The sequence below is a fragment of the Enterocloster sp. 210928-DFI.2.20 genome (assembly GCF_020554465.1).
GTDB lineage: Bacteria > Bacillota > Clostridia > Lachnospirales > Lachnospiraceae > Enterocloster > Enterocloster bolteae.
The window spans coordinates 574,490-596,329 of the sequence record NZ_JAJCHK010000001.1; the positions used below are offsets into that span (position 1 = coordinate 574,490).

At 50.1% G+C, this 21,840-nt stretch carries 22 protein-coding genes and 3 tRNA genes; 19 read left to right on the forward strand and 6 right to left on the reverse strand.

Annotated features, from left to right (window positions below; all coding sequences use genetic code 11):
- Positions 1 to 4: 4 nt before the first annotated feature.
- The 3 genes from LI015_RS02600 to LI015_RS02610 form a co-directional block, all read right to left on the reverse strand.
- Positions 5 to 1,132: an MFS transporter gene (locus LI015_RS02600; protein WP_002565298.1), complete on the reverse strand. Its 1,128-nt coding sequence runs from the start codon at positions 1,130 to 1,132 to the stop codon at positions 5 to 7.
- Between the two features lie 105 nt (positions 1,133 to 1,237).
- A tRNA-Met gene (locus LI015_RS02605) sits at positions 1,238 to 1,311 on the reverse strand.
- 20 nt (positions 1,312 to 1,331) lie between these two features.
- A tRNA-Val gene (locus LI015_RS02610) sits at positions 1,332 to 1,404 on the reverse strand.
- A 178-nt stretch (positions 1,405 to 1,582) separates the two neighbouring features.
- Here LI015_RS02610 and LI015_RS02615 point away from each other — a divergent pair.
- The 18 genes from LI015_RS02615 to LI015_RS02700 all read left to right on the forward strand — a co-directional run bounded on the left by LI015_RS02615 (position 1,583) and on the right by LI015_RS02700 (position 17,905).
- Positions 1,583 to 2,506 (forward strand): diacylglycerol/lipid kinase family protein, encoded by a 924-nt coding sequence (locus tag LI015_RS02615; protein WP_227124005.1) that lies wholly within the window; start codon positions 1,583 to 1,585, stop codon positions 2,504 to 2,506.
- Between the two features lie 73 nt (positions 2,507 to 2,579).
- Positions 2,580 to 3,131 (forward strand): 2-C-methyl-D-erythritol 2,4-cyclodiphosphate synthase, encoded by a 552-nt coding sequence (gene ispF, locus LI015_RS02620; RefSeq protein WP_002571900.1) that lies wholly within the window; start codon positions 2,580 to 2,582, stop codon positions 3,129 to 3,131.
- An 83-nt stretch (positions 3,132 to 3,214) separates the two neighbouring features.
- Positions 3,215 to 4,624, forward strand: a complete 1,410-nt coding sequence (gene cysS / locus LI015_RS02625) for a cysteine--tRNA ligase (RefSeq protein ID WP_227124008.1) — start codon at positions 3,215 to 3,217, stop codon at positions 4,622 to 4,624.
- On the forward strand, positions 4,609 to 5,079 hold the full coding sequence (locus tag LI015_RS02630; RefSeq protein ID WP_002565294.1) for a Mini-ribonuclease 3: 471 nt from the start codon (positions 4,609 to 4,611) through the stop codon (positions 5,077 to 5,079). The genes cysS and LI015_RS02630 overlap by 16 nt, the downstream gene beginning before the upstream one ends.
- Complete coding sequence (gene rlmB / locus LI015_RS02635) at positions 5,076 to 5,819, forward strand: 23S rRNA (guanosine(2251)-2'-O)-methyltransferase RlmB (RefSeq protein WP_002565293.1); 744 nt, start codon at positions 5,076 to 5,078, stop codon at positions 5,817 to 5,819. Before LI015_RS02630 ends, rlmB begins: the two co-directional genes overlap by 4 nt.
- Positions 5,820 to 5,849: 30 nt before the next feature.
- Complete coding sequence (locus LI015_RS02640; RefSeq protein WP_002565292.1) at positions 5,850 to 6,773, forward strand: transglutaminase-like domain-containing protein; 924 nt, start codon at positions 5,850 to 5,852, stop codon at positions 6,771 to 6,773.
- Positions 6,774 to 6,788: 15 nt separating this feature from the next.
- Positions 6,789 to 7,847: a type II secretion system F family protein gene (locus tag LI015_RS02645; protein ID WP_002565291.1), complete on the forward strand. Its 1,059-nt coding sequence runs from the start codon at positions 6,789 to 6,791 to the stop codon at positions 7,845 to 7,847.
- Positions 7,848 to 7,864: 17 nt separating this feature from the next.
- A complete protein-coding gene (locus tag LI015_RS02650) occupies positions 7,865 to 8,194 on the forward strand; it encodes a hypothetical protein (protein ID WP_002565290.1) in 330 nt (109 codons plus the stop codon).
- Between the two features lie 13 nt (positions 8,195 to 8,207).
- Positions 8,208 to 8,702, forward strand: coding sequence for a DUF4860 domain-containing protein (locus tag LI015_RS02655; RefSeq protein ID WP_002571903.1), 495 nt, complete (start codon positions 8,208 to 8,210; stop codon positions 8,700 to 8,702).
- A complete protein-coding gene (locus tag LI015_RS02660) occupies positions 8,695 to 9,210 on the forward strand; it encodes a hypothetical protein (RefSeq protein WP_002565288.1) in 516 nt (171 codons plus the stop codon). Before LI015_RS02655 ends, LI015_RS02660 begins: the two co-directional genes overlap by 8 nt.
- 51 nt (positions 9,211 to 9,261) lie before the next feature.
- Positions 9,262 to 9,741, forward strand: coding sequence for a hypothetical protein (locus tag LI015_RS02665; RefSeq protein ID WP_002565287.1), 480 nt, complete (start codon positions 9,262 to 9,264; stop codon positions 9,739 to 9,741).
- A gap of 25 nt (positions 9,742 to 9,766) precedes the next feature.
- Positions 9,767 to 10,828: a type IV pilus twitching motility protein PilT gene (locus tag LI015_RS02670; RefSeq protein ID WP_002565286.1), complete on the forward strand. Its 1,062-nt coding sequence runs from the start codon at positions 9,767 to 9,769 to the stop codon at positions 10,826 to 10,828.
- A 122-nt stretch (positions 10,829 to 10,950) separates the two neighbouring features.
- Entirely contained in the window at positions 10,951 to 11,898 is a 948-nt protein-coding gene (locus LI015_RS02675) for an L-lactate dehydrogenase (protein ID WP_024725852.1), read from the forward strand.
- Between the two features lie 254 nt (positions 11,899 to 12,152).
- Positions 12,153 to 12,225: transfer RNA gene (locus LI015_RS02680), tRNA-Thr, on the forward strand.
- Positions 12,226 to 12,331: 106 nt separating this feature from the next.
- On the forward strand, positions 12,332 to 12,691 hold the full coding sequence (locus tag LI015_RS02685) for a hypothetical protein (RefSeq protein WP_002565282.1): 360 nt from the start codon (positions 12,332 to 12,334) through the stop codon (positions 12,689 to 12,691).
- Between the two features lie 454 nt (positions 12,692 to 13,145).
- Entirely contained in the window at positions 13,146 to 13,679 is a 534-nt protein-coding gene (locus LI015_RS02690; protein ID WP_227124009.1) for a methyltransferase family protein, read from the forward strand.
- Positions 13,680 to 13,685: 6 nt separating this feature from the next.
- Complete coding sequence (locus tag LI015_RS02695) at positions 13,686 to 15,320, forward strand: GH3 family domain-containing protein (protein ID WP_002565280.1); 1,635 nt, start codon at positions 13,686 to 13,688, stop codon at positions 15,318 to 15,320.
- Between the two features lie 14 nt (positions 15,321 to 15,334).
- Positions 15,335 to 17,905, forward strand: a complete 2,571-nt coding sequence (locus LI015_RS02700; RefSeq protein ID WP_195633461.1) for a histidine kinase N-terminal 7TM domain-containing diguanylate cyclase/phosphohydrolase — start codon at positions 15,335 to 15,337, stop codon at positions 17,903 to 17,905.
- A gap of 141 nt (positions 17,906 to 18,046) precedes the next feature.
- Here the strand turns inward: LI015_RS02700 and LI015_RS02705 are convergent, their stop codons facing one another.
- Positions 18,047 to 18,376, reverse strand: a complete 330-nt coding sequence (locus LI015_RS02705) for a branched-chain amino acid transporter permease (RefSeq protein WP_002589882.1) — start codon at positions 18,374 to 18,376, stop codon at positions 18,047 to 18,049.
- 3 nt (positions 18,377 to 18,379) lie between these two features.
- Complete coding sequence (locus tag LI015_RS02710; protein WP_002565277.1) at positions 18,380 to 19,081, reverse strand: AzlC family ABC transporter permease; 702 nt, start codon at positions 19,079 to 19,081, stop codon at positions 18,380 to 18,382.
- Positions 19,082 to 19,252: 171 nt separating this feature from the next.
- Between LI015_RS02710 and LI015_RS02715 the strand changes: the two genes are divergently transcribed.
- Complete coding sequence (locus tag LI015_RS02715) at positions 19,253 to 20,947, forward strand: glutamine--tRNA ligase/YqeY domain fusion protein (protein WP_227124011.1); 1,695 nt, start codon at positions 19,253 to 19,255, stop codon at positions 20,945 to 20,947.
- A 163-nt stretch (positions 20,948 to 21,110) separates the two neighbouring features.
- Here LI015_RS02715 and LI015_RS02720 read toward each other — a convergent pair whose 3' ends face one another.
- The gene (locus LI015_RS02720; RefSeq protein WP_002565275.1) at positions 21,111 to 21,581 is read right to left on the reverse strand and encodes a hypothetical protein; all 471 of its coding nucleotides are present in this window, start codon (positions 21,579 to 21,581) and stop codon (positions 21,111 to 21,113) included.
- Positions 21,582 to 21,840 lie beyond the last annotated feature (259 nt).

A 21,840-nucleotide genomic window follows, 5' to 3' on the forward strand; every position in this document is an offset into this window, starting at 1 on the left:
GCTCCTATTCTTTCAGACGTTTTACAGCCACGCTGAATAGAAGCATGCCTGCGCAGGGAATGATATTGGAAGCCATTCCGATTTCAATGCCTGCATGTTCAGCCACCATGCCGATAATCCAGGGCATGATGATAGCGCCGCTGCTGGCAGCCGGAAGCATGATTCCCATGCTGGCCGCACTGGTCATACGGCCTGCGCTGGCCACGGCAGTGGGATTCATGCCGGCCATGGCAAAGGCAAAGGCGAACAGCAGCAGGATGGCAGCGGTCTGGGTACCGGCCATCATCAGGCCCAGGTAGAAAATGATGCAGCCAATACCCATCTTAATCATGGCAGAATAGCTGTTTTTGATAGGAATTACAAATGCTATGAGCAGGCGGGCAATCAGGGTGGCGCCCCACATCACGGTCACGGTGTAAGGACTGAGGGAACCTGATATGATGCCATTTCCTTTAAAATATGTAACCATCCAGCCGGTTACGCTGGTTTCCGCCGCATTCTGGCAGAACAGGAGACCGGTGAGCAACCAGAATTTTTTGCTTTTAAGGAAGCCCTTATCTATGCTCCTGTCCTTTTTCATGGCCTTTGTTTCCGCGGGAGTCACACAGAAGGTCAGCCACAGCAGGAAACCGCAGGATGCTAACACCAGCATGGGAACGGCATTCCCTGCCTTCATGGCCGCGCCGATGAAGAACGGACACAAAAGCGCGCCCAGGGCGTAACAGCTGTGCATAATGTTCATGCCCTTTGTACGGTCGCCGGAGTTATCAGCCACCAGGATGGTGCAGGTGTTGATGGTGCTTCCTTTGGCAACGCCCACCAGGAAAAAGCCCAGCATAAGAACCAGCATCCATCCGGAAAATCCCATGATCAGATATCCGGCTCCATAGCCTGCTGTCAGGAGCACCACGGTTTTCTTGGTTCCGATTTTCGCAGGCAGCATGCCGGAAGCAAAACCGGCCAGCAGATTACCAATACTCATAAGGGACAGCAGTGTCCCTGTCATGCCGTATGCAAAGCCGTAGGTCTCCTGCAGCATGCTTACGACCACGCCGCTGCTGATGGCGCATATGCCGCTTAGAAAAAACGCGAGAAATCCTGCGTTTCTTTGAAAGATTTGTTCCTTTTCCATGATGCTTGTGTCCTCCCTGGCAGATTTGAGACGGATAAAACGCCCTGGCAGGCAAATACCCGGCGACAAAACAAAAGAAGCCTTGACAATCCAAAGCTTCTCGAGTAGCGGAAGGGAGACTTGAACTCTCGACACCACGGGTATGAACCGTGTGCTCTAGCCAACTGAGCTATTCCGCCATATTTAATTTGGTAGATAGTGGGGCCTACAGGGCTCGAACCTGTGACCCTCTGCTTGTAAGGCAGATGCTCTCCCAGCTGAGCTAAGACCCCATATCCTGCCGTCGTTTGTGTCTCACTCGCGACTGCCTGTACAGTATATGATAAATTGTGGTAATTGTCAAGACTTTTTTTACAACTTTTTTTATAGAAATTTTCTTAGTGTTTTATAGGGTATTATGCTATAATTTAAGGCAGAGTAAAATAGTAGAAAGGACGACCTGAATCCTTCATGTATAACTTCATTGTAAATCCCAAAGCAGGCTCCGGCAAGGGTCTTAAAATCTGGAAAGCCATAGCCCGTTATATGGAAAGTCATAATATTGAATACGAAGTTTTCCTGACAGAAGGCATTGGGGACGCAAGAACCGCGGCAATGCGGCTGACAGACAGCCATGATGAGCCAAGATATATCATCGCCGTGGGCGGGGACGGAACCATGAACGAGGTTCTGGACGGTGTGTCTTTCCATGGGCCTTTAAGTCTGGGCTACATCCCGGCCGGTTCCGGCAACGATCTGGCCAGGAGCCTTCGCATGCCCGGACGCACCATAAAGTGTCTTAAGAAACAGCTGGCCCCCCGGCATTTCACCATGATTGATTACGGAGTCCTTACCTATGGAAATCAGGAGGTATCCCACCGCCGGTTTCTGGTCAGCACCGGAATCGGATTTGACGCAGCAGTCTGTCAGGATGCCCTGTCCTCCAGATGCCGCCAGCGTTTAAATCGTTTGGGTATGGGGAAACTTTCTTATATACTCATAGGTATACACCAGTTTTTTAAATGCAAATCCTGCAAAGGATACATTTTACTGGACGGGGTAAAAAAGGTGGAGTTCAACAACATCCTTTTCATATCCTGTCACATACAGCCCTCAGAGGGCGGCGGCTTCCTCTTTGCCCCCAGGGCAGACGGAAGCGACGGAAAATTAAACATCTGCGTCATGAGCCACGGTACCAGGACAAAGCTGATACCCGTCCTGCTGTCAGCCCTCATAGGAAGGCGCCGGCCCAAAGGTGTCAGAACCTACGAGTGCAGGGAAGTATCCATCCACACGGAAGCAGCCCTGCCCGTCCATGCAGACGGAGAAAGCTGCGGCTTTCAGACCGACATCCAAGCCAGCTGCATAGCCAGGAAGGTAAGGATGATGATATGACGCAGGCAATGAGCGCAGCGCAGTCACGGTGTGCATGGCGGAGTAGCGCAGACGCAGTAAAAAAGGAGACACAATGAGAATCGGACAAGGATACGATGTTCACAAATTAGTACAAGGCCGGGACCTAATCTTAGGCGGCGTCAATATCCCATATGAAAAAGGCCTCTTAGGCCATTCCGACGCGGACGTTCTGGTCCACGCGGTGATGGACGCCCTGTTGGGGGCGGCAGCCCTGGGAGACATCGGACAGCATTTCCCGGACACGGATCCGGCATATAAAGGTATTTCCAGCATAGAACTGTTAAAGAAGGTAGGAGAACTTCTGGACGGGAAAGGGTACGTGGTTGAGAATATAGACGCCACCATCATAGCCCAGCGTCCCAAGCTGGCTCAATACAGGCCGCAGATGGCGGCAAACATAGCAGACGCCCTCCATCTGGACGTGTCCAGGGTAAGCGTCAAGGCCACTACTGAAGAAGGGCTTGGATTTACAGGAACTGGAGAAGGAATCTCTTCTCAGGCAATTACCTTATTGACGGAAACAGCAGATTACTGCTATGATAGTAAGATAATGGAAGGCGGCTGTGGAGGCTGTCCTGGCTGCAGCCGGGCGAAGGAAGAATAAGACAGGATAAAACACATTCTGACACAGCTGACCTGGTATGTTCCAGACATGCCGCAAGAGATTCATTTGAGGAGAATAAGAGTATGAAGATATTTAACACACTGAGCAGAAAAAAAGAGGAATTCGTTCCGCTGACCCCGGGGGAGGTCAAGATGTACGTCTGCGGCCCTACGGTGTATAATTTCATCCATATAGGAAACGCCAGGCCCATGATTGTATTTGACACGGTACGCAGGTATTTTGAGTATAAGGGTTACGACGTGCGCTATGTGTCCAATTTCACGGATGTGGATGACAAAATCATAAAAAAGGCAATTGAGGAAGGTGTGGACGCTGACACTGTGTCCCGCCGGTACATTGAGGAGTGCAAAAAGGACATGGCAGCCATGAATGTAAAGCCTGCCACGGTCCATCCTCAGGCAACCCAGGAAATCTGCGGCATGCTGGAGATGATACAGACCCTTATCGACAAGAACCACGCCTATGTGGCCGGGGACGGGACCGTGTACTTCAGGACAGGTTCCTTTAAGGAATACGGAAAGCTGTCCCATAAGAACCTGGATGAGCTTCAGTCCGGATTCCGTGAAATCAAGGTCACCGGTGAGGAAGGCAAGGAAGATCCCAACGATTTCGTGCTCTGGAAGCCTAAAAAGGAAGGGGAGCCTTTCTGGGAGTCGCCGTGGTGCGACGGACGTCCGGGCTGGCATATTGAGTGCTCCGTTATGTCCAAACGCTACCTGGGCGAGCAGATTGATATTCATGCCGGAGGCGAGGATCTGATATTCCCTCACCATGAGAACGAGATTGCCCAGAGTGAGTGCGCCAACGACAAGAACTTTGCCACATACTGGATGCACAACGCATTCCTGAATATTGATAATAAGAAAATGTCCAAATCCCTGGGGAATTTTTTTACAGTAAGGGAAATCAGTGAAAAATACGACCTGCAGGTACTGCGCTTCTTCATGCTCAGCGCCCATTACCGCAGCCCCCTTAACTTCAGCGCCGACCTGATGGAGGCTTCCAAGAACGGCCTGGAGCGTATCCTGACCTGTGTGGAGAAGTTAAGGGATCTGGAGACAAAGGCTTCCGACAGCTCCAAGACTGCCGGGGAGCAGGCAACTATGGAAGAGGCAGATAAGCTGCGGGGCAAGTATGAGGAAGCCATGGATGATGACTTCAACACCGCGGACGCAATTTCAGCCATATTTGAACTGGTAAAGCTGGCAAATACCACTGCAGATGAATCCCGTACCAGGGAATTTGTATCTTATATGAAGACAATGATAGAAGAACTGTGCGATGTACTGGGCATTATCACGGAGAAAAAGGAAGAAGTGCTGGACAGCGAGATCGAAGAGATGATTGAAGCCAGACAGCAGGCCAGGAAAGATAAGAATTTTGCGCTGGCGGATGAAATCCGCGGAAAGCTTCTGGATATGGGAATTGTATTAGAGGACACCAGAGAGGGCGTAAAGTGGAAGAGAGCGTAACCATTCAGGAATTTCTCACATATTATAGACAGTGCATGAGGCTTGAACCAGTGGATGAGAATTCTTACTCGCCACTGGTTCTGGCCTATATTGGAGATTCGGTGTATGAGGTCATCATACGCACAAAGGTGATAAACCGGGGCAGCATGCAGGTGAATAAAATGCATAAGCAGAGTTCGGAGCTTGTAAAGGCCGGGACACAGGCAGAGCTTATAAAGGCCATCGAGGACATGCTTACCCAGGAGGAACATGCCGTGTTCAAGCGGGGGCGCAATGCAAAATCAGCCACATCAGCCAAGAACGCTTCTGTCATTGATTACCGCATGGCCACAGGAATGGAAGCCCTGGTAGGATGGCTGTTCCTGAGGCAGGAATACAACAGGCTGGTATATCTGATAAGCCAGGGACTTGAGAAGCTGGGCAGGATGCCGGACCCGGAAGGAGATAAGACATGAGATACGAAGAACTGACCATAGAGGGGCGCAATGCCGTACTGGAAGCATTCCGGTCCGGCAAGACCATCGACAAGCTGTTTGTCCTGGACGGCTGTCAGGACGGTCCGGTGCGCACTATCCTGAGAGAAGCCAGGAAATATGATACCATCATTAACTATGTGCCGAAGGAGAGGCTGGACCAGATATCCGAGACAGGAAAGCACCAGGGCGTTATTGCCTATGCTGCTGCCTATGAGTACGCTGAGGTGGAGGATATGCTGAAAGCGGCAGAGGAAAAGGGAGAGCCGCCCTTCCTTATACTGTTAGACGGCATAGAGGATCCCCACAACCTGGGAGCCATCATCCGTACGGCCAACCTGGCAGGGGCCCACGGCGTCATTATTCCCAAACGCCGTGCCGTGGGACTGACAGCCACCGTGGCAAAGACATCGGCAGGAGCCTTAAACTATACGCCGGTAGCCAAGGTCACAAATCTGACGGCCACCATGGAAGATTTGAAGAAAAAGGGCATGTGGTTTGTCTGCGCCGACATGGGCGGAGAACTCATGTATAAGATGAACCTGAAAGGTTCCATCGGACTGGTGGTGGGAAATGAGGGGGAAGGGGTCGGCAAGCTAGTGCGCGAGCACTGTGATATGGTTGCGTCCATTCCCATGAAGGGGGATATTGATTCCCTGAACGCATCGGTTGCGGCAGGCGTGCTGGCCTATGAGATTGTAAGGCAGCGCCTGGAGATGTAGTCCTTTTAGAGAAAAAGGAGTGATAACGATATGAAGACAGCATATAAACCTGTTGTAAAGCTTGCAGCGGCAGCGGCAGCGGCTTTTTTTGCCGTCAGCAGTATCCAGGTACCGGTGACGGCCCTGGCCTACACAAAGCCTGCCGGAAGTCATGTACTGACTCCCATTGCTTCCGGAGTCACTACATACAGCAATGAGAAGGCTACCCTGGACGCATCCAATGTGTCGGAGGGGTATATTATGGTAAAGTACACGGGAAGCGTGGGCAAGATTAAGGTCCAGATTACAAAAAGCGGTTCCGAGACGTATACATATGATTTGAGCAGCAGCGGCGTATACGAGGTGTTCCCTCTGTCTGAGGGCAGCGGCAGCTACTCGGTGAAGGTGTTTGAAAATATCCAGGGAAACCAGTATTCCCAGGCCTTCAGCCAGAATGTAAATGCCACTATAACCAACCAGTTCGGACCATTCCTGTACCCCAACCAGTATGTGAATTTCAATGCTGCCAGCGCAGCGGTGCAGACAGGCGCATCCGTGGCTGCCAGCGCAACGGACCAGTTGGAAGTGGTGTCCAACGTATATAACTATGTAATCAACAATGTCACCTATGATACGGCCAAGGCAAGTTCGGTCCAGTCCGGCTATCTGCCCAATGTGGATGTGGTTCTGGCGCAGAAAAAGGGAATCTGTTTTGACTACGCGGCCCTTATGACAGCCATGCTCAGATCCCAGGACATTCCTACCAAGCTGGTAGTGGGCTATACGGGGAATCTGTATCACGCATGGATTAATGTATATCTGGAAGGCCAGGGATGGGTGGATAATATCATCTACTTTGACGGCAACAGCTGGAAACTGATGGACCCCACCTTTGCGTCCTCCAGCGGTCAGAGCCAGGAAATCATGCAGTACATTGGAAACGGCTCTAACTACAGGGCAAAATACAGCTATTAAGGGGAGGCAAAAGAGATGGCGAAAAAGGGAGAGGCTTATTACAGGTATTCCTATGAGGAGCTGTCGGCATTCTGTCTGCAGATATCTCTGCTGCTGGAAGCAGCTGTTCCGTTAGAGGAAGGGCTGGCCATTATGGCTGAGGATGCAGCCTCGCAGGGCGAGAAGGATATGCTTTTGTATATGGCAGAGGGCGTGGAGCTGGGAGATCCCTTCTTCAAAGTTATGGAGGATACGGGTGTATTCCCGGCTTATGTGGTGCGTATGGCCAAGCTGGGACAGCAGACAGGAACCATGGACCAGATGATGAAATCGCTGTCCGATTACTATGAGAAGGAATACCGGCTCCTGCGGGCCATAAAGAATGCGGTCACATATCCTGTGATGATGGTGGTAATGCTTTTGGTGGTCCTCTTTGTGCTGTTTTCCAAGGTCATGCCCGTGTTCAACAAGGTATATGAGCAGCTGGGGGCCCAGATGCCGCCTGTGGCAGCCTCGGCCATGAGGCTGGGAGGCTGGTTAAGCGGCGCAGCCCTTATTGCGGGGGCTGTGCTGGCCCTGGCATTGTGCGGGATCTGGACAGCCTCCAAATTCGGCAAACGCTTTGCCCTGGTGGAGCGCTTTGTGAATTTTGTGAAGGGACGCAGTAAGATTGCCCTGGCAGTGGCCAACCGGCGATTTACCGCTGTGCTGGCCCTGACCTTAAAGAGCGGTATGGAGCTGGAAAAGGGGATGGACCTGGCAAAGGAGCTGGTTGAGAATGAAAGCGTGGCAGTCCGCATCGGGAAATGCTCGGAACAGCTCCAGGTTGGTGAGAGCTACTACCAGGCCATGAAGGATACCGGCCTGTTTTCCGGTTTTTATGTACAAATGATTAAAGTAGGAACCAGAAGCGGCCACCTGGACAGCGTTATGGATGAGATATCCCAGGATTATGAGGAGATGGCTGATACTGCCATTGATGATATGATTGCCAGGTTTGAACCGACCATTGTGGCAGTCCTGGCTGTATCAGTGGGACTTGTCCTTTTGTCCGTCATGCTTCCTCTGGTGGGCGTATTGTCCGCTATCGGATAACAGTTAGGAGGCAGTAAATGAAGGTTAAGTCTGAGAAAAAAGAGAAGAGCCAGGCACTGGGTTACATACTGTCCCTGGCAGCCATGGCGGCCATGGTGGCATTATTTGCTGCCGCTGTGCTGAATTTTTCGGGCAGGACAGGCGCAAGGGAGGAGGAGACTCTCAGAAAGGCAGTGGCAAGGGCTTCGGTCCAGTGCTATGCCATTGAGGGCCGTTATCCGCCCAGCGTGGAATATCTGGAGGAGAATTACGCGGTCCAGATTAACAGAAAGAAATACAATGTGTTTTACGATGGTTTCGCGTCCAATGTGATGCCGGAAATAACCATCATACCCATAGACGAGTAGGGGGCATACAGTTATGAATCGGAAAACAGACAAAAAGGGGAATGCCGTTAGCGTGCTTTTTACCATGCTGTTGTTTCTGGTATTTGTGCTGTGTGCCCTTTTCACAGTGCTGATTGGCAGCCGGGTATATGAAAATATCAATGTGCGCAGCGATGCCAATTATACAGGCAACACAGCCCTCAGCTACATTGCCAACAAGGTGCGCCAGGGCGACCGGGCCGGGATGGTAAATGTGGCGGATGTGGATGGGATCCAGGTGCTGGAGATGAAACAGGAGATTGGGGATTCAGAATACGTCACATGGATTTACTGGGACGATGGAAGCATCCGGGAACTGTTTACAGACACCTCCAGCGGTCTGGGGCTTGCGGACGGTCTGGAGATTTTAGAATGCCAGGGCCTGAAGTTTTCTAAGGACGGCAGGCTGCTGCGTATAGAGACCGTGGGAGAAGGCGGCGGAAGCCTGGAGCTTTCTCTGCGGAGCGGAGGACTTGAGACGGATGAATAGAAAAAGCGGGTCCGGTTCAGGGCCATTTTTAATGGAAATGCTGGTGGTGGTGGGGTTTTTCATCATCTGCGCCAGTATCTGTGTTCTGGTGTTTGTGAAGGCTGACAACATAAGCAAAGATGCCCGGGACATAAATCAGGCGGTGCTTAAGGCGCAGAGTCTGGCAGAAGAGCTTAAGGCGGGGCAGGCTCTGCGGTGGTCAGAGATGCTGCCGGACCGAAACATATGGGAACACCTGGCAGATGCCGATGAGGGAAACCAGGAACAGGTTCAGTGGAACCAGGAGCTGGTACAGAGCGAAGGCTACGAAGGAATCCATACCATGTACTGGAACAGCAGCTGGGAGGAAACTGAACCTGACAGTGAACCCGCCTTTTTGGGGGTCATATACACCGGAACAGTGGATAAGATGGAGCGGGCAGACATACTTATCATGCGCTACGGCAGAGGGGCCAATAAGGGAAAGATGCTGTACCGGCTGCAGACAGAGACCTATGCCGGCCCCTAAAACTGTGTACCGCCGTATTTAGGGAAAATGAAACACGGAAAGGAAAGACAGATGGCAGGAGAGGCATCCAGGAATAAAGTGAATATAGGGGCGTCGTCCCTGATTCTTATTTTCATCGTTCTGTGCATGGCAACCTTTGGACTGCTGTCCTTAAGCAGCGCCCAGGGCGATTTAAAGCTGGCCGGGCGCAATGGGGAGGCGGTCCAGGCTTATTATGAGGCGGACAGCAGGGGGCAGCAGTGGCTTAAGGAAGTGGACCAGGTCCTGACAGAGGAAATGGGGGAGGGAAAGGATTCCACCCAGTGCAGCCTGGATATCAAGGACAGGCTGGGAGAGCTTTACAACAGGGAAACCGGCCTTATTTCCACGGACATCCCTATGGACAGGGGACAGTCTCTGCGCATTGAGCTGGTTCTCATGTGCGGGGAAAAGCATTACGATATAAAGTCATGGTATGTATATGCCAGTGATGAGTATGAAATAGATAATTCTATGCCTGTGTGGGGCGGAGCAGCCCCGTCCCAGGAATAAAACAGAGGCAAAAGGAGCAAAACAGATGAATGTGATGGAATTGCTTACATCGGCCGTGGAGAAGAATGCGGCTGACATATTTCTTATACCAGGCATGCCCTTCTCCTATAAGATTGGCGGCCGGATTATCTATCAGGGTGACAACCGGATCATGCCCGATGAGATGGACAAGATGATTACCGAGATATACGGCCTGGCAAAGAATCGGGGCATGGATAAGGTCCAGTCCCACGGAGATGATGATTTTTCCTTTGCCATACCGGGTGTATCGCGTTTCAGGGCCAGTGTGTTCCGCCAGAGGGGCTCCCTGGCAGGAATCATCCGGGTGGTGCGTTTTGAGCTGCCGGATGCCGGACAGCTCCATCTGCCGGACAGCATCATCGGCGTATCCAGGCTTACCAAGGGAATGGTCCTGGTGACCGGACCCGCAGGCAGCGGTAAGAGCACAACCCTGGCCTGTATTATTGACGAAATCAACAGCACCAGAAACGCCCATGTCATCACACTGGAGGACCCCATCGAATACCTGCACAGGCATAAACAGAGCGTGGTGACCCAGAGGGAGATTGTTACGGATACGGACAGCTACGTCACAGGCCTGAGGGCATCCCTGCGCCAGGCGCCGGATGTTATTCTGTTAGGTGAAATGAGAGATTATGAGACGATCAGCATAGCCATGACAGCAGCGGAGACAGGGCACCTGATTCTCTCCACCCTTCATACTGTGGGAGCAGCCAATACCATTGACCGTGTGATCGATGCATTTCCGCCAAACCAGCAGCAGCAGATAAGGACCCAGCTGGCCATGGTGCTGGATGCGGTTATATCCCAGCAGCTCATACCTACAGTAGACGGCGGGGTGCAGCCAGCCTTTGAAATTATGTTTTTAAACAATGCAATCCGCAATATGATACGGGAATCCAAGATTCACCAGATAGACGGAATCATTGCCACCTCCCAGGAGGAAGGTATGATATCCATGGATAACAGCCTTATTAAATTATACCGTGACGGAGTGATTTCACGTGAAAATGCGATAGCTTACAGCAGCAACAGCGAGTTAATGGAAAAGAAACTGGCCAGGTAGCCGCCGGACCTGCCGGAGGTCCTGGAAAAACCAATTGGGAATCCTGCCGGAATAAGACGCAGGTTTTCCAGATATACTAAGGTTATGAACAGCAGACCGGGACGGTGGGAAAGGAGCAGCACGTGAGAGCAGATAAGAGGAAAGTGGTAATCGTAGGAACTGGAATGGTGGGCATGAGCTATGCCTATTGCCTTCTGAATCAATCGGTGTGTGATGAGCTGGTGCTCATTGATGTAAATAAGAAGAGGGCCGAGGGGGAGGCAATGGATTTAAACCATGGCCTGGCATTTGCCAATTCCAGCATGACAATATATGCAGGGGAGTATGACGACTGCAGTGACGCGGATATTGTGGTCATATGTGCCGGCGTGGCCCAGAAGCAGGGTGAAACCCGGCTGGATCTTCTGAAAAGGAATGCTGAGGTGTTCCGCTCCATCATTGAGCCGGTTACCTCATCGGGCTTTAACGGACTGTTTCTGGTGGCAACCAATCCGGTTGATATCATGACCAGGATAACCTGTACCCTGTCAGGCTTTAATCCGAGACGGGTACTGGGAACAGGAACAGCCCTGGACACAGCCAGGCTCAGATACCTGTTAGGCGATTATCTGAAGGCGGATCCCAGAAATGTCCATGCCTATGTCATGGGAGAGCATGGGGACAGCGAGTTTGTGCCGTGGAGCCAGGCACTGCTGGCCACCAAGCCCATACTGGAACTGTGCGGAGAAAACGGGGAAGCGGTATGCCGGCAGCGGTTTGATGAAATCGAGGAAGAGGTCCGCACGGCCGCTTACAAAATCATAGAGGCCAAGAGTGCCACTTATTATGGCATTGGCATGGCCCTTACCAGAATAACCAAGGCCATTCTGGGGGATGAGCACAGCGTACTTACCGTATCCGCCATGCTGCGGGGAGAGTACGGTCAGATGGACGTATTTGCCGGAGTTCCCTGTATTATCAACCAGAACGGGGTACAGAGGGTCCTTCCCCTGTCCCTGACACCGGAGGAGCTGGAGAAGCTGGGCCGCTCCTGTGATACGCTGCGTGAAGGATATGACGGGATTTTCTGATATATGGAAAAGGGTTGATTGGGGATTCGATTTTTTAGAATCTTTTGGGAAGCCGCCGCACAGACTGCTGCTCATGATTGCCGGGAAGGCTTGCGGGAGCAGCGGTTTGTACTGGCGGGGATAGAAGGTAAGAAAGAGAAGGCAAGAAAGAACCGTTGGTGAATTGTTTGAAAAAATTGAAAATTATTGTTGACAAAACCATACGGACATGATAATATATACAAGGTTCGCGAGAGCGCACCAAAACAGAATAAGCTGCTGTGGCTCAGTCGGTAGAGCGTCGCATTGGTAGTGCGGAGGTCACGGGTCCGATTCCCGTCAGCAGCTTGTGGAGAGCCTGGTATTTACCAGGCTTTTTTTCTTTTGTTCTCCATGGTACATATTGGAAGTATTAGTATATTTTAAATATTAACATGTAAGGAGAGGAGAGGTTATGCTGCAGACACAATACGAATTCACTTTGCCGAAAGGGTACATGGATGAGGAAGGAAATCTTCATAAGAATGGGATCATGCGCCTGGCAACAGCAATGGACGAAATAAGAGCAATGAGGGACCCAAGGGTAATGCAGAACCCGGATTATGCGGCAATTATTATATTATCCCATGTTATTATAAAACTGGGCAGTCTTCCGCTGGTAACAGTTGAAACAATAGAAAAGTTGTTTGCTTCTGATTTGAAATTCTTACAGGAGATGTACGAAACCCTAAACGGATTAGAAGGACCTGTGGTTCGTGTCACCTGTCCATATTGCGGCAAGGAATTTACAACAGAAATGGATTTTAAGGGATAGGAATTTTAAGGGATAGGAATTTTATGTGGTAAGAATTTTAAGGGACAGCCTGGGCTGTCTCTTTTTTTGCCGCAGCCATAGGAGCATTGGCGCCACAATCCAACTTATCCTTTTACCCTTGTAAATGTCCATATCAATCATCATCCTGGAAGAGTATCTTTAAACAGGCGAGGGGAGAATAATTGTATCTAAAAAACAATAAATTTAGCATGATTACAAAATAACCTAATTATTTATAAGAAAAGATAAATAATACCTGGACAAATCCCTTCCTTTTTCGGCATATTTATGATAGAATTTATACTATTCGGCAAATAGTTGCTATTTACATGATACTTTACATAATTTCCCAAAGGTTGAGAACAGATGGGAGGATTTATTTTAGATACGGTTGGGAGTCTGGAATCATGAAGAGAGCGGACTCCCTTTTATATATGGGGAAGGGGGGATATAGGTGTTGGATTGGGGCTTTGGATTAGAGGCCTTTGGAATGTTTTTCCTGTATGACTGGAATCGGGTTTTTTTGAAGAAAAAGTGGTTTGTACCGCTTTTTGCAGCAGGGAACCTGCTGCTGGCTGTGGTGGGAGGAAGAATGGTATATGCCTGCGTCTCCTCAGGAATTAAGGAACAATCTGTATGGCTCCTTCCTGGCGCATTTTTTCTGGCTGTATTGATTTATACGCTGTATTTTGCATTGCCCTTTGATAATACATACTGCCAGGAGGCGGATCGGCACAAGGTCTGCCGCTCAGGTATGTATGGCTGGTGCCGTCATCCAGGCATCTGGTGGTTTTTTGGCTGCTTTTTCTGCGTGGGCCTATCCACCGGGAATCCGAACCGGGTGATGCTCAGCCTTTGCCTTTCTTTTCTGAACCTTTTGTATGCCTGGTATCAGGACAGGCTTATATTTGTAGAGGAGTTTTCTGACTACAGGGAGTATCAGGAGCAGGTACCATTTTTATTACCCAGACTGTGGAAAAGGCGGTGAACCGGAATGACATTTGAGGAAAAGCTGACCAATCAGGAGTATGACAGGATATGGCAGGAATACTGCGGATTTCTGGACCTGGACATGGCGTCTTATATGAAAATCCAGAGAAGGCTTTTGGAGGAGCAGATGGGACTCTGGTGCGCCAGCCCTCTTGGAAAGAAAATTCTAAAGGACAAGAGACCGGAGAATATAGAGGAGTTTAGGGCCATGGTGCCGTTGACTACCTATGAGGATTATGCGGATGTTCTTCTCCTTAAGAAGGAGGACATGCTTCCTGATAAACCCATTATATGGATACAGACCACCTGGGAGGGCGGCAAGCATCCCATTAAGGTGGCGCCCTACACCAGCGGCATGCTGAAGACCTATAAGAATAATATCCTTACCTGCCTGATGATGGCAACCAGCAAGGGCAGGGGAAGTTTTGACATCGGAATCGGCGATACATTTTTATACGGCCTGGCGCCTTTGCCCTATATCACGGGCCTGATTCCCCTGGGATTGTCGGACGAGCTCCATATAGAGTTTCTTCCTCCGGTGGACGAGGCCGTAAACATGACCTTTTCCGAGCGGAATAAGAAGGGATTCAAGATGGGGCTGGGAAAGGGCATTGACTTCTTCTTTGGCATGGGCAGCGTGGCTTATTTTGTGAGTATGAGTATTGCCAGTCTGTCCGAGGGCGGTAAGAAGGGCGGGTCTTTCCTTAAAAAGCTGTTTACCATGCCCCCCTCCATGACCCTGCGGTATCTTAAGGCTAAGAAACAGTGTGAAAAGGAAGGACGGGGACTGATGCCCAAGGATCTGTTCAGGCTGAAGGGATTTCTGTGCGCCGGAACAGATAACCGCTGCTATAAAGATGACCTGGAGGAGCTGTGGGGCATCAGGCCCGTGGAGGTGTTTGCGGGGACAGAGCCCAGTTTTATCGGGACAGAGACATGGAACCGCAACGGACTGTACTTTTTTCCGGATGCATGCTTTTATGAATTTATACCGGAAGCGGAAATGTACAAGAATCTGGATGATCCCTCCTATGTTCCCAGGACCATATGTATGGATGAGGTGGCAGCCGGGGAGGTGTATGAAATTGTCCTTACCGTGCTGAAAGGCGGGGCATTTGCCCGGTACCGGGTGGGGGATGTCTACCGCTGTCTGGGACTTACCAGCAAGGAGGATGAGACACGGATTCCCAGGTTTGAGTACATTGACCGGGTACCGGATATTATTGATATTGCCGGTTTTACAAGGATTTCGGAAAATTCCATTAAGAATGTTATCAGTCTTTCTGGAATTGATGTGACGGACTGGGCAGCCCTTAAGGAGTTTACTGAGGACAGAGGGAGGCCATACCTCCATATGTACGTGGAGCTGGCGCCGGGCTGCGTGGTGAACCGGGCCGTAAGCCGGGAACTTCTGAAGGAACACCTGACCATTTATTTTAAATACGTGGACCAGGATTACCATGATCTGAAACGTATATTGGGTATGGACCCGCTGGAGATAACTGTCCTGCGGTGCGGCACCTTTGCCTCCTATCGGGAAAAGACAGGAAAGACACTGCGGCATATCAACCCGTCCATCCACGATATACAGGAAATGATAAAGATGCAGGCGGCTTTTGACGGGCACAGGAGATATTAGGAGATACTGATTGTATGAGAAGCTATGTTTTTATATCCATAACAGCTTTATATTTCTATACCTTTCTTATGCTGGCTTTTATGTCGGCTAAGAAATCACGGCTGATTCGTGATTTTATCGCTGTGCTGGGCGCCATGATTCTGTGGACCGGCGGTTCCCTTTTGATGAGGCTTCGGGCCTGGCCGTCCTATGAGCTGTGGTTTCATCTTTCGCTGGCAGGAATCAGCTTGGTGCCGTGTGCGTTTTTCTGCTTTATCAGGGATTTCTGCGGCCATAAGGCGAAAAGCTCCCACAGGATGTGGCTGGCGCTTATCCTTCTGGTGAACCTCTATAATATATGGACAGGAAACCTGGTCCAGCCGCCTGCTATCGAGTGGAATGGAGCCAGCGCCGTGTTTGTCTATCATATGGACTGGCGTGCCAGCATTATGTACGGACTCTGCTTCCTGGTAATCATACATACGGCCGCCATCATATGGAGCAGCCGGAAAAACAGGGCCCTGAAGGCCAAGGTGGTACCGCTGCTGTCAGGTATACTCCTGCTTTTTGCAGGCAATATGGCTGTGCCTCTGTTCAATGGATTTCCCATTGATATACTGTCAGGGGTGCTGAATGCAGGGGTGATGTTTTATACGCTTTATTCCAGGCATGTGTTCCGCATGACCCTGCTGGTATCCAGAGGCAACTGCTACATCATTGCCATGGCAGTAAGCGCCCTGGCCTTTTACAATGTGGCCCAGACCCTGGACGGCATCATCCGCAGGGATATACCAATGCTGGCCCCTTTCAGCGTCATGATTGTGGCTACTATGACCATGCTGGTCACACTGCTGATTTACATGGTGGCCAAAGGATTTTTTGACCGGATTTTTATTAAGGAGGAGGTGAGCCAGACAGAACGTCTCAGCGAATACACCGCCATTGTGTCCCAATCCCTCAGACTGACTGAAATCCTGAATGCCCTGGTGAACGTCATAGGAAATACCCTGCACACAAGGAAGATTTATATTTGCATCAGGGATTCCCAGGGGAATTATCCGGCTGTATTCAGCAGCAGTCCCCTGGATGACAAGAATTTTTCTCTGGCCGGCAGCGCGCCGCTTATCAACTGGCTTAAAAGCCATGATTCCTGTCTGCTGCTTAAGGATTTCCGCAGGACCGTGGAATACAAGTCCATGTGGGAGGAAGAAAAATACCAGATGGAGGTCCTTAAGATTGAGTGTATTCTGCCTCTTAAGGATGGGAACGATCTGGCCGGACTGGTGCTTTTAGGGGGCAGGGAGAAGCGGGGAAAGATGCGTACCCAGGGGTATTCCGAGGAGGACATCATATTCCTTAACTCCATTGAATCCGTAAGCTCCATTGCGGTGAAGAACTCCAGGCTTTATGAAAAGGCATATGAGGAAGCCAGAACAGATGAGCTTACCGGACTCTTGAACCGGAAATATTTCTGCCAGACACTGGAGGAAAATTACGAAAAATGCAGGCGGACCTCTCTGGCCCTTGTCATCTTCAACGTGGATGATTTTAAGCTGTACAACCAGCTTTACGGCAATCATGAGGGAGATAAGGCACTGGTGCATATTGCGCGTATCATACAGGGGACTGTGGGGGATAACGGCTACTGCGGACGCTACAGCGGCAAGGAATTTGCCGTCATCCTGCCTGATTATGATATCTATTCAGCGCAGAACCTGGCTGAGAACATTTCGCGGCAGATCCAGAATATGAATCTGGACTGTACGGACACTTACTTAAAGCCCCTGACTGTCAGCTGCGGAATCTGCGCGGCTCCGTACGCAGCCGCGTCCATGAATGAGCTCATATCCAATGCAGACTGTGCGGTATACCATGTGAAGCGTTCCGGAAAGAACGGAATTCGGGTATACTCGGACGGAATCATCGGGGTGAGGGATACAGACGAGGGACTGGCAAAGAAGCACCGAAGCATGTATTCTGAGTATGCTCCCACCATCTATGCCCTGACAGCTGCCATTGACGCAAAGGACCATTATACATTCCAGCATTCCAAGAATGTGGCCTACTATGCCCATGCCATGGGACAGGCCCTGAAAACCAGCGAGGAATACCAGGAGATTCTTAAGGAGTCGGCCCTGCTTCACGATATCGGAAAAATAGGGATACCGGAAAACATACTGAATAAAACAGGAAAATTGACGGATGAGGAGTACAGCACCATGAAACGCCATGTGGAGGCATCCGTGGAAATCATACGCCACCTCCCCTCCATGGATTATGTGATTCCCGCTGTCCTGGGACACCATGAGCGGTATGACGGAAGGGGATATCCCAGGCGCATCGCAGGGAAGGATATACCTCTGGCAGCAAGAATCCTTTGTATTGCAGATTCCTTTGATGCCATGGTATCCAAGCGCAGCTATAAGCCCAGCATGTCGGTGGAATTCGCTGTCAATGAGCTGGAACGGGGCGCGGGAACACAGTTTGATCCGGAGCTGGTGCCGGTATTCATCGGCCTGCTGAAGGATGGAATGATCAGGCCTGCGCTGAACGATGGGAATGACGTCTGCAGCAGGGAGCCGGAAGGGACGGATGCAGAGATTTAATAAATGCATATAAAATGGGTATGAAATAAAATTATTATAAAATAAAATGATGCAGAAAAGCCTGTTCACACATTATAAAGCGTGAACAGGCTTTTATATATGGGTTGGTCAGAGCACGGCCGGAACATGGTCAGAGCCTCATCAGAATACCAACTGTACCAGCATCATGTAGCACAACGTTCCCAGCGCAATGCTGGCAAGGGTATTTCTCTTCCAGAGGTGGAGTCCCACCACCACGGCAACGGATATAAGCTCCGGCAGGCCATAAGGGTAGGCTAAAGGTGTGATTCCCTTCAGGCAGTAGACCACCAGCACAGCCATGATGGCGGCCGGGAGAATGGTTCCCAGGTAGCGGACCAGCCCTGGGACTTCTTTTTTACCGCCAAAGAGAAGGAAGGGAAGCCAACGGGTTACCTGGGTGCACAGAGCGCAAACCAGTATGGTAATTAGTACATAATTTGATTGGGTCATGGTTTAATCCTCCTCCATTTTCTGTTCCACAGTCCTGCGCAGGAACAGCAGCATGGCTACGGCAGCTGCCAGGGCAGGAAGGATGAAGTTGGAAGAGCGGATGAGCACCAGAAACAGTGCGCCGCATATAAAACCGGTGACAGCCGGTATATGGGTCTTTGCCGCCTTCCACTGGTCCACGCATATGACCACAAACAGGGCGGTCATGGCAAAATCAATACCTGTGGTGTCAAAGGTAATCAGCTCACCCATAAGGGCGCCCAACACGGACCCGGCTATCCAGTAGCACTGATCAAAAAAAGAGGTAAAGAAGGTGGCTGCCTTCCATTCCCTGTCTGTAAAGTCAGACGGACGGGCCATGGAACATAACAGGGAATAGGTTTCATCCGTCAGAGAAAATACCATATATGGATAGGTCTTTCTCATTTCCTTGAAGCGCTCGATGAAGGTGAGTCCGTAAAATGCATGGCGGCTGTTGATAAAGAGGGTCATGACAGCCGTGGTCACATAGCTTAAGCCGCCGGTGAGGATGCCCACCAGGGCAAACTGCATGGAACCCGCGTAAACCAGGGTGCTGATGAGAAAGGCCCAGAACACACCCAAACCGGATTTCTGCAACAGGAGGCCAAAGGCGATTCCTAAGAACAGGTAGCCGAGGAATATGGGGATGGTCTTTATCAGAGCGAATTTTGCTGCTTTTTTCATGGTTTGGTAAATCTCCTCATAATTGTACATAATTTAGCACATTAATATAGTATAGCAGACATGGGACAAGATTTCCACTGCAAAATGTATTTTCCCCTTTCACTGATAAAAGAATTGTGTTATGATTAATAATTATATTTATCACAATAGCAACGTAACGGAGGAACAATTATGGCAGACAAGGATACCGTAATGGAAACAGAGGAAAAGGAGGTAGTCTCCAGGAATTTCATTGAACAGGAGATTGACAAGGACCTGGCAGAGGGCGTTTATGACCATGTCCAGACCCGTTTCCCGCCGGAGCCAAACGGTTATTTGCACATCGGACATGCCAAGTCCATCTTACTGAACTACGGCCTGGCACAGAAGTACGGCGGCAAGTTCAACCTGCGTTTTGACGATACAAACCCCACAAAGGAAAAGACTGAATTCGTGGAGTCCATCATGGATGATGTGAAGTGGCTGGGAGCTGATTTCGAGAACAGGCTTTTCTTTGCGTCCAATTATTTTGACCAGATGTACGAGTGCGCCGTATTCCTGATTAAGAAGGGAAAGGCGTTTGTCTGTGACCTGACAGCCGACCAGATCAGGGAGTACAGGGGAGACTTTACCACACCCGGCAAGGAGAGTCCTTACAGGAACCGTTCCGTGGAGGAGAATCTTGCTCTGTTTGAGGAGATGAAGGAGGGAAAGTACCAGGATGGAGAGAAGGTGCTGAGAGCCAAGATTGATATGGCTTCCCCTAATATCAACATGAGGGATCCGGTTATCTACCGCGTTGCCCGCATGTCCCACCACAACACAGGCGACAAGTGGTGCATCTATCCCATGTATGATTTCGCCCATCCCATTGAGGATGCCATTGAACACATTACCCATTCCATCTGCACCCTGGAATTTGAGGACCACAGGCCTCTCTATGACTGGGTGGTGATGGAGTGCGAGTTTGAGAATCCGCCGCGCCAGATTGAGTTCGCCAAGCTGTATCTGACCAATGTGATAACCGGCAAGCGCTATATCAAGAAGCTGGTGGAGGATAACATCGTGGACGGCTGGGACGACCCCCGTCTGGTGTCTATCGCGGCTCTGAGGAGAAGGGGATATACACCGGAGGCCATCAAGATGTTCGTGGAGATGGTTGGCGTATCCAAGGCCAACAGTTCCGTGGACTACGCCATGCTGGAATACTGTATCCGCGAGGACTTAAAGCTTAAGAAGCCCCGTATGATGGCTATTCTGAATCCGGTGAAGCTGGTCATTGACAATTATCCGGAAGGACAGGTGGAGATGTTGGATGTTCCCAATAATCTGGAGAATCCGGAGCTGGGAGACAGGAAGGTGCCGTTTGGGCGGGAGCTTTATATTGAGCGGGAGGATTTCATGGAAGAGCCTCCTAAAAAGTATTTCCGTATGTTCCCCGGCAATGAGGTACGCCTGATGGGCGCATATTTCGTGAAGTGTACAGGATGTGAGAAGGATGCTGACGGCAACATTACCGTGGTACACGGCACCTATGATCCGGAGACAAAGAGCGGTTCCGGTTTTGAGGGACGCAAAGTAAAGGGAACCATCCACTGGGTGGCTGTTCCCACAGCAAGACAGGTGGAGTGCCGCCTTTATGAGAATATTGTGGACGAGGAGAAGGGCAAGCTGAATGAAGACGGCAGCCTTAACTTAAATCCCAACTCTCTGGTTGTGTTAAAGGAGTGCTACGTTGAGCCGGCCCTGGCAGAGGGAGAGGCCTATGACAGCTATCAGTTTGTGCGCAACGGTTTCTTCTGTGTGGACTGCAAGGACAGCACGCCCCAGAAGCCGGTGTTTAACCGGATTGTATCCTTAAAGAGCTCATTTAAGCTTCCCAAATAGGATGAACCATGAGGTAATAACAGATAAATCAAAGCAGTCATTAATGCGATAAAGAAAATGCCGGGGAACCTGATGAAAAGGTCCCCGGCATTTATTATGACCGTATCCCATGCATAATCCGGTGACGGATCGCCTGATAACACGTAATCTAATAGTACGCCATTTAATAATACCGGCAGGATATGAAGCGGTATTTAAACAGTTCGTAGAGAAAACGTATGCCGATAATGATATATATGGCTGTGCCTGCTGCAAACAAAGCCATAAAGAATACATAGAGTCCCACATACATGCTGATTCTGGAGGCGGCGATAAGTCCAAGGCAGAGATAGGTAAACTTGAAAACCTTGCGTTCCAGACGGTGTACCGGTATACGGAACACCCGCTTGATGATGGATGCCAGGGACACTATGAACAGCGGGTAAAGCGCATCCACAGACAGACCTGCCAGCAGCTGGTACCATTCCGGAAGGTTCCTTATCTCGCTGTGCTTCTCTATGGCTGTGAACACCAGGATGTGCACGGACACGGTCAGCAGCACAATGGCCGCAGCCCCTATGAAACAGCGGAAAGCCAGTGAATGTTCCTTTTTGGGAGATAGCTTCTTTAACATATTCAGAGTCTGTTCGCTCATGTCCATCCGTCCTTTCTCAACTGATTTTATTGGATTGTCTTCCTACTTTTATTATAATTCCATACCGTGGTGATTACAATATACAAATCAGAAAAAAGAGTATATTATCTTTGAATAATCTTTGTATTTTGCTTGAATAATACGAATTAACAGAATAAATATAAAAACACATTGACATCTTCCACTTGGACTGGTATGATTAGAATGTTTATTTCAAATACAAATGATAATGCCAGTTTGCGGCAGGAAGGGGCGGAAA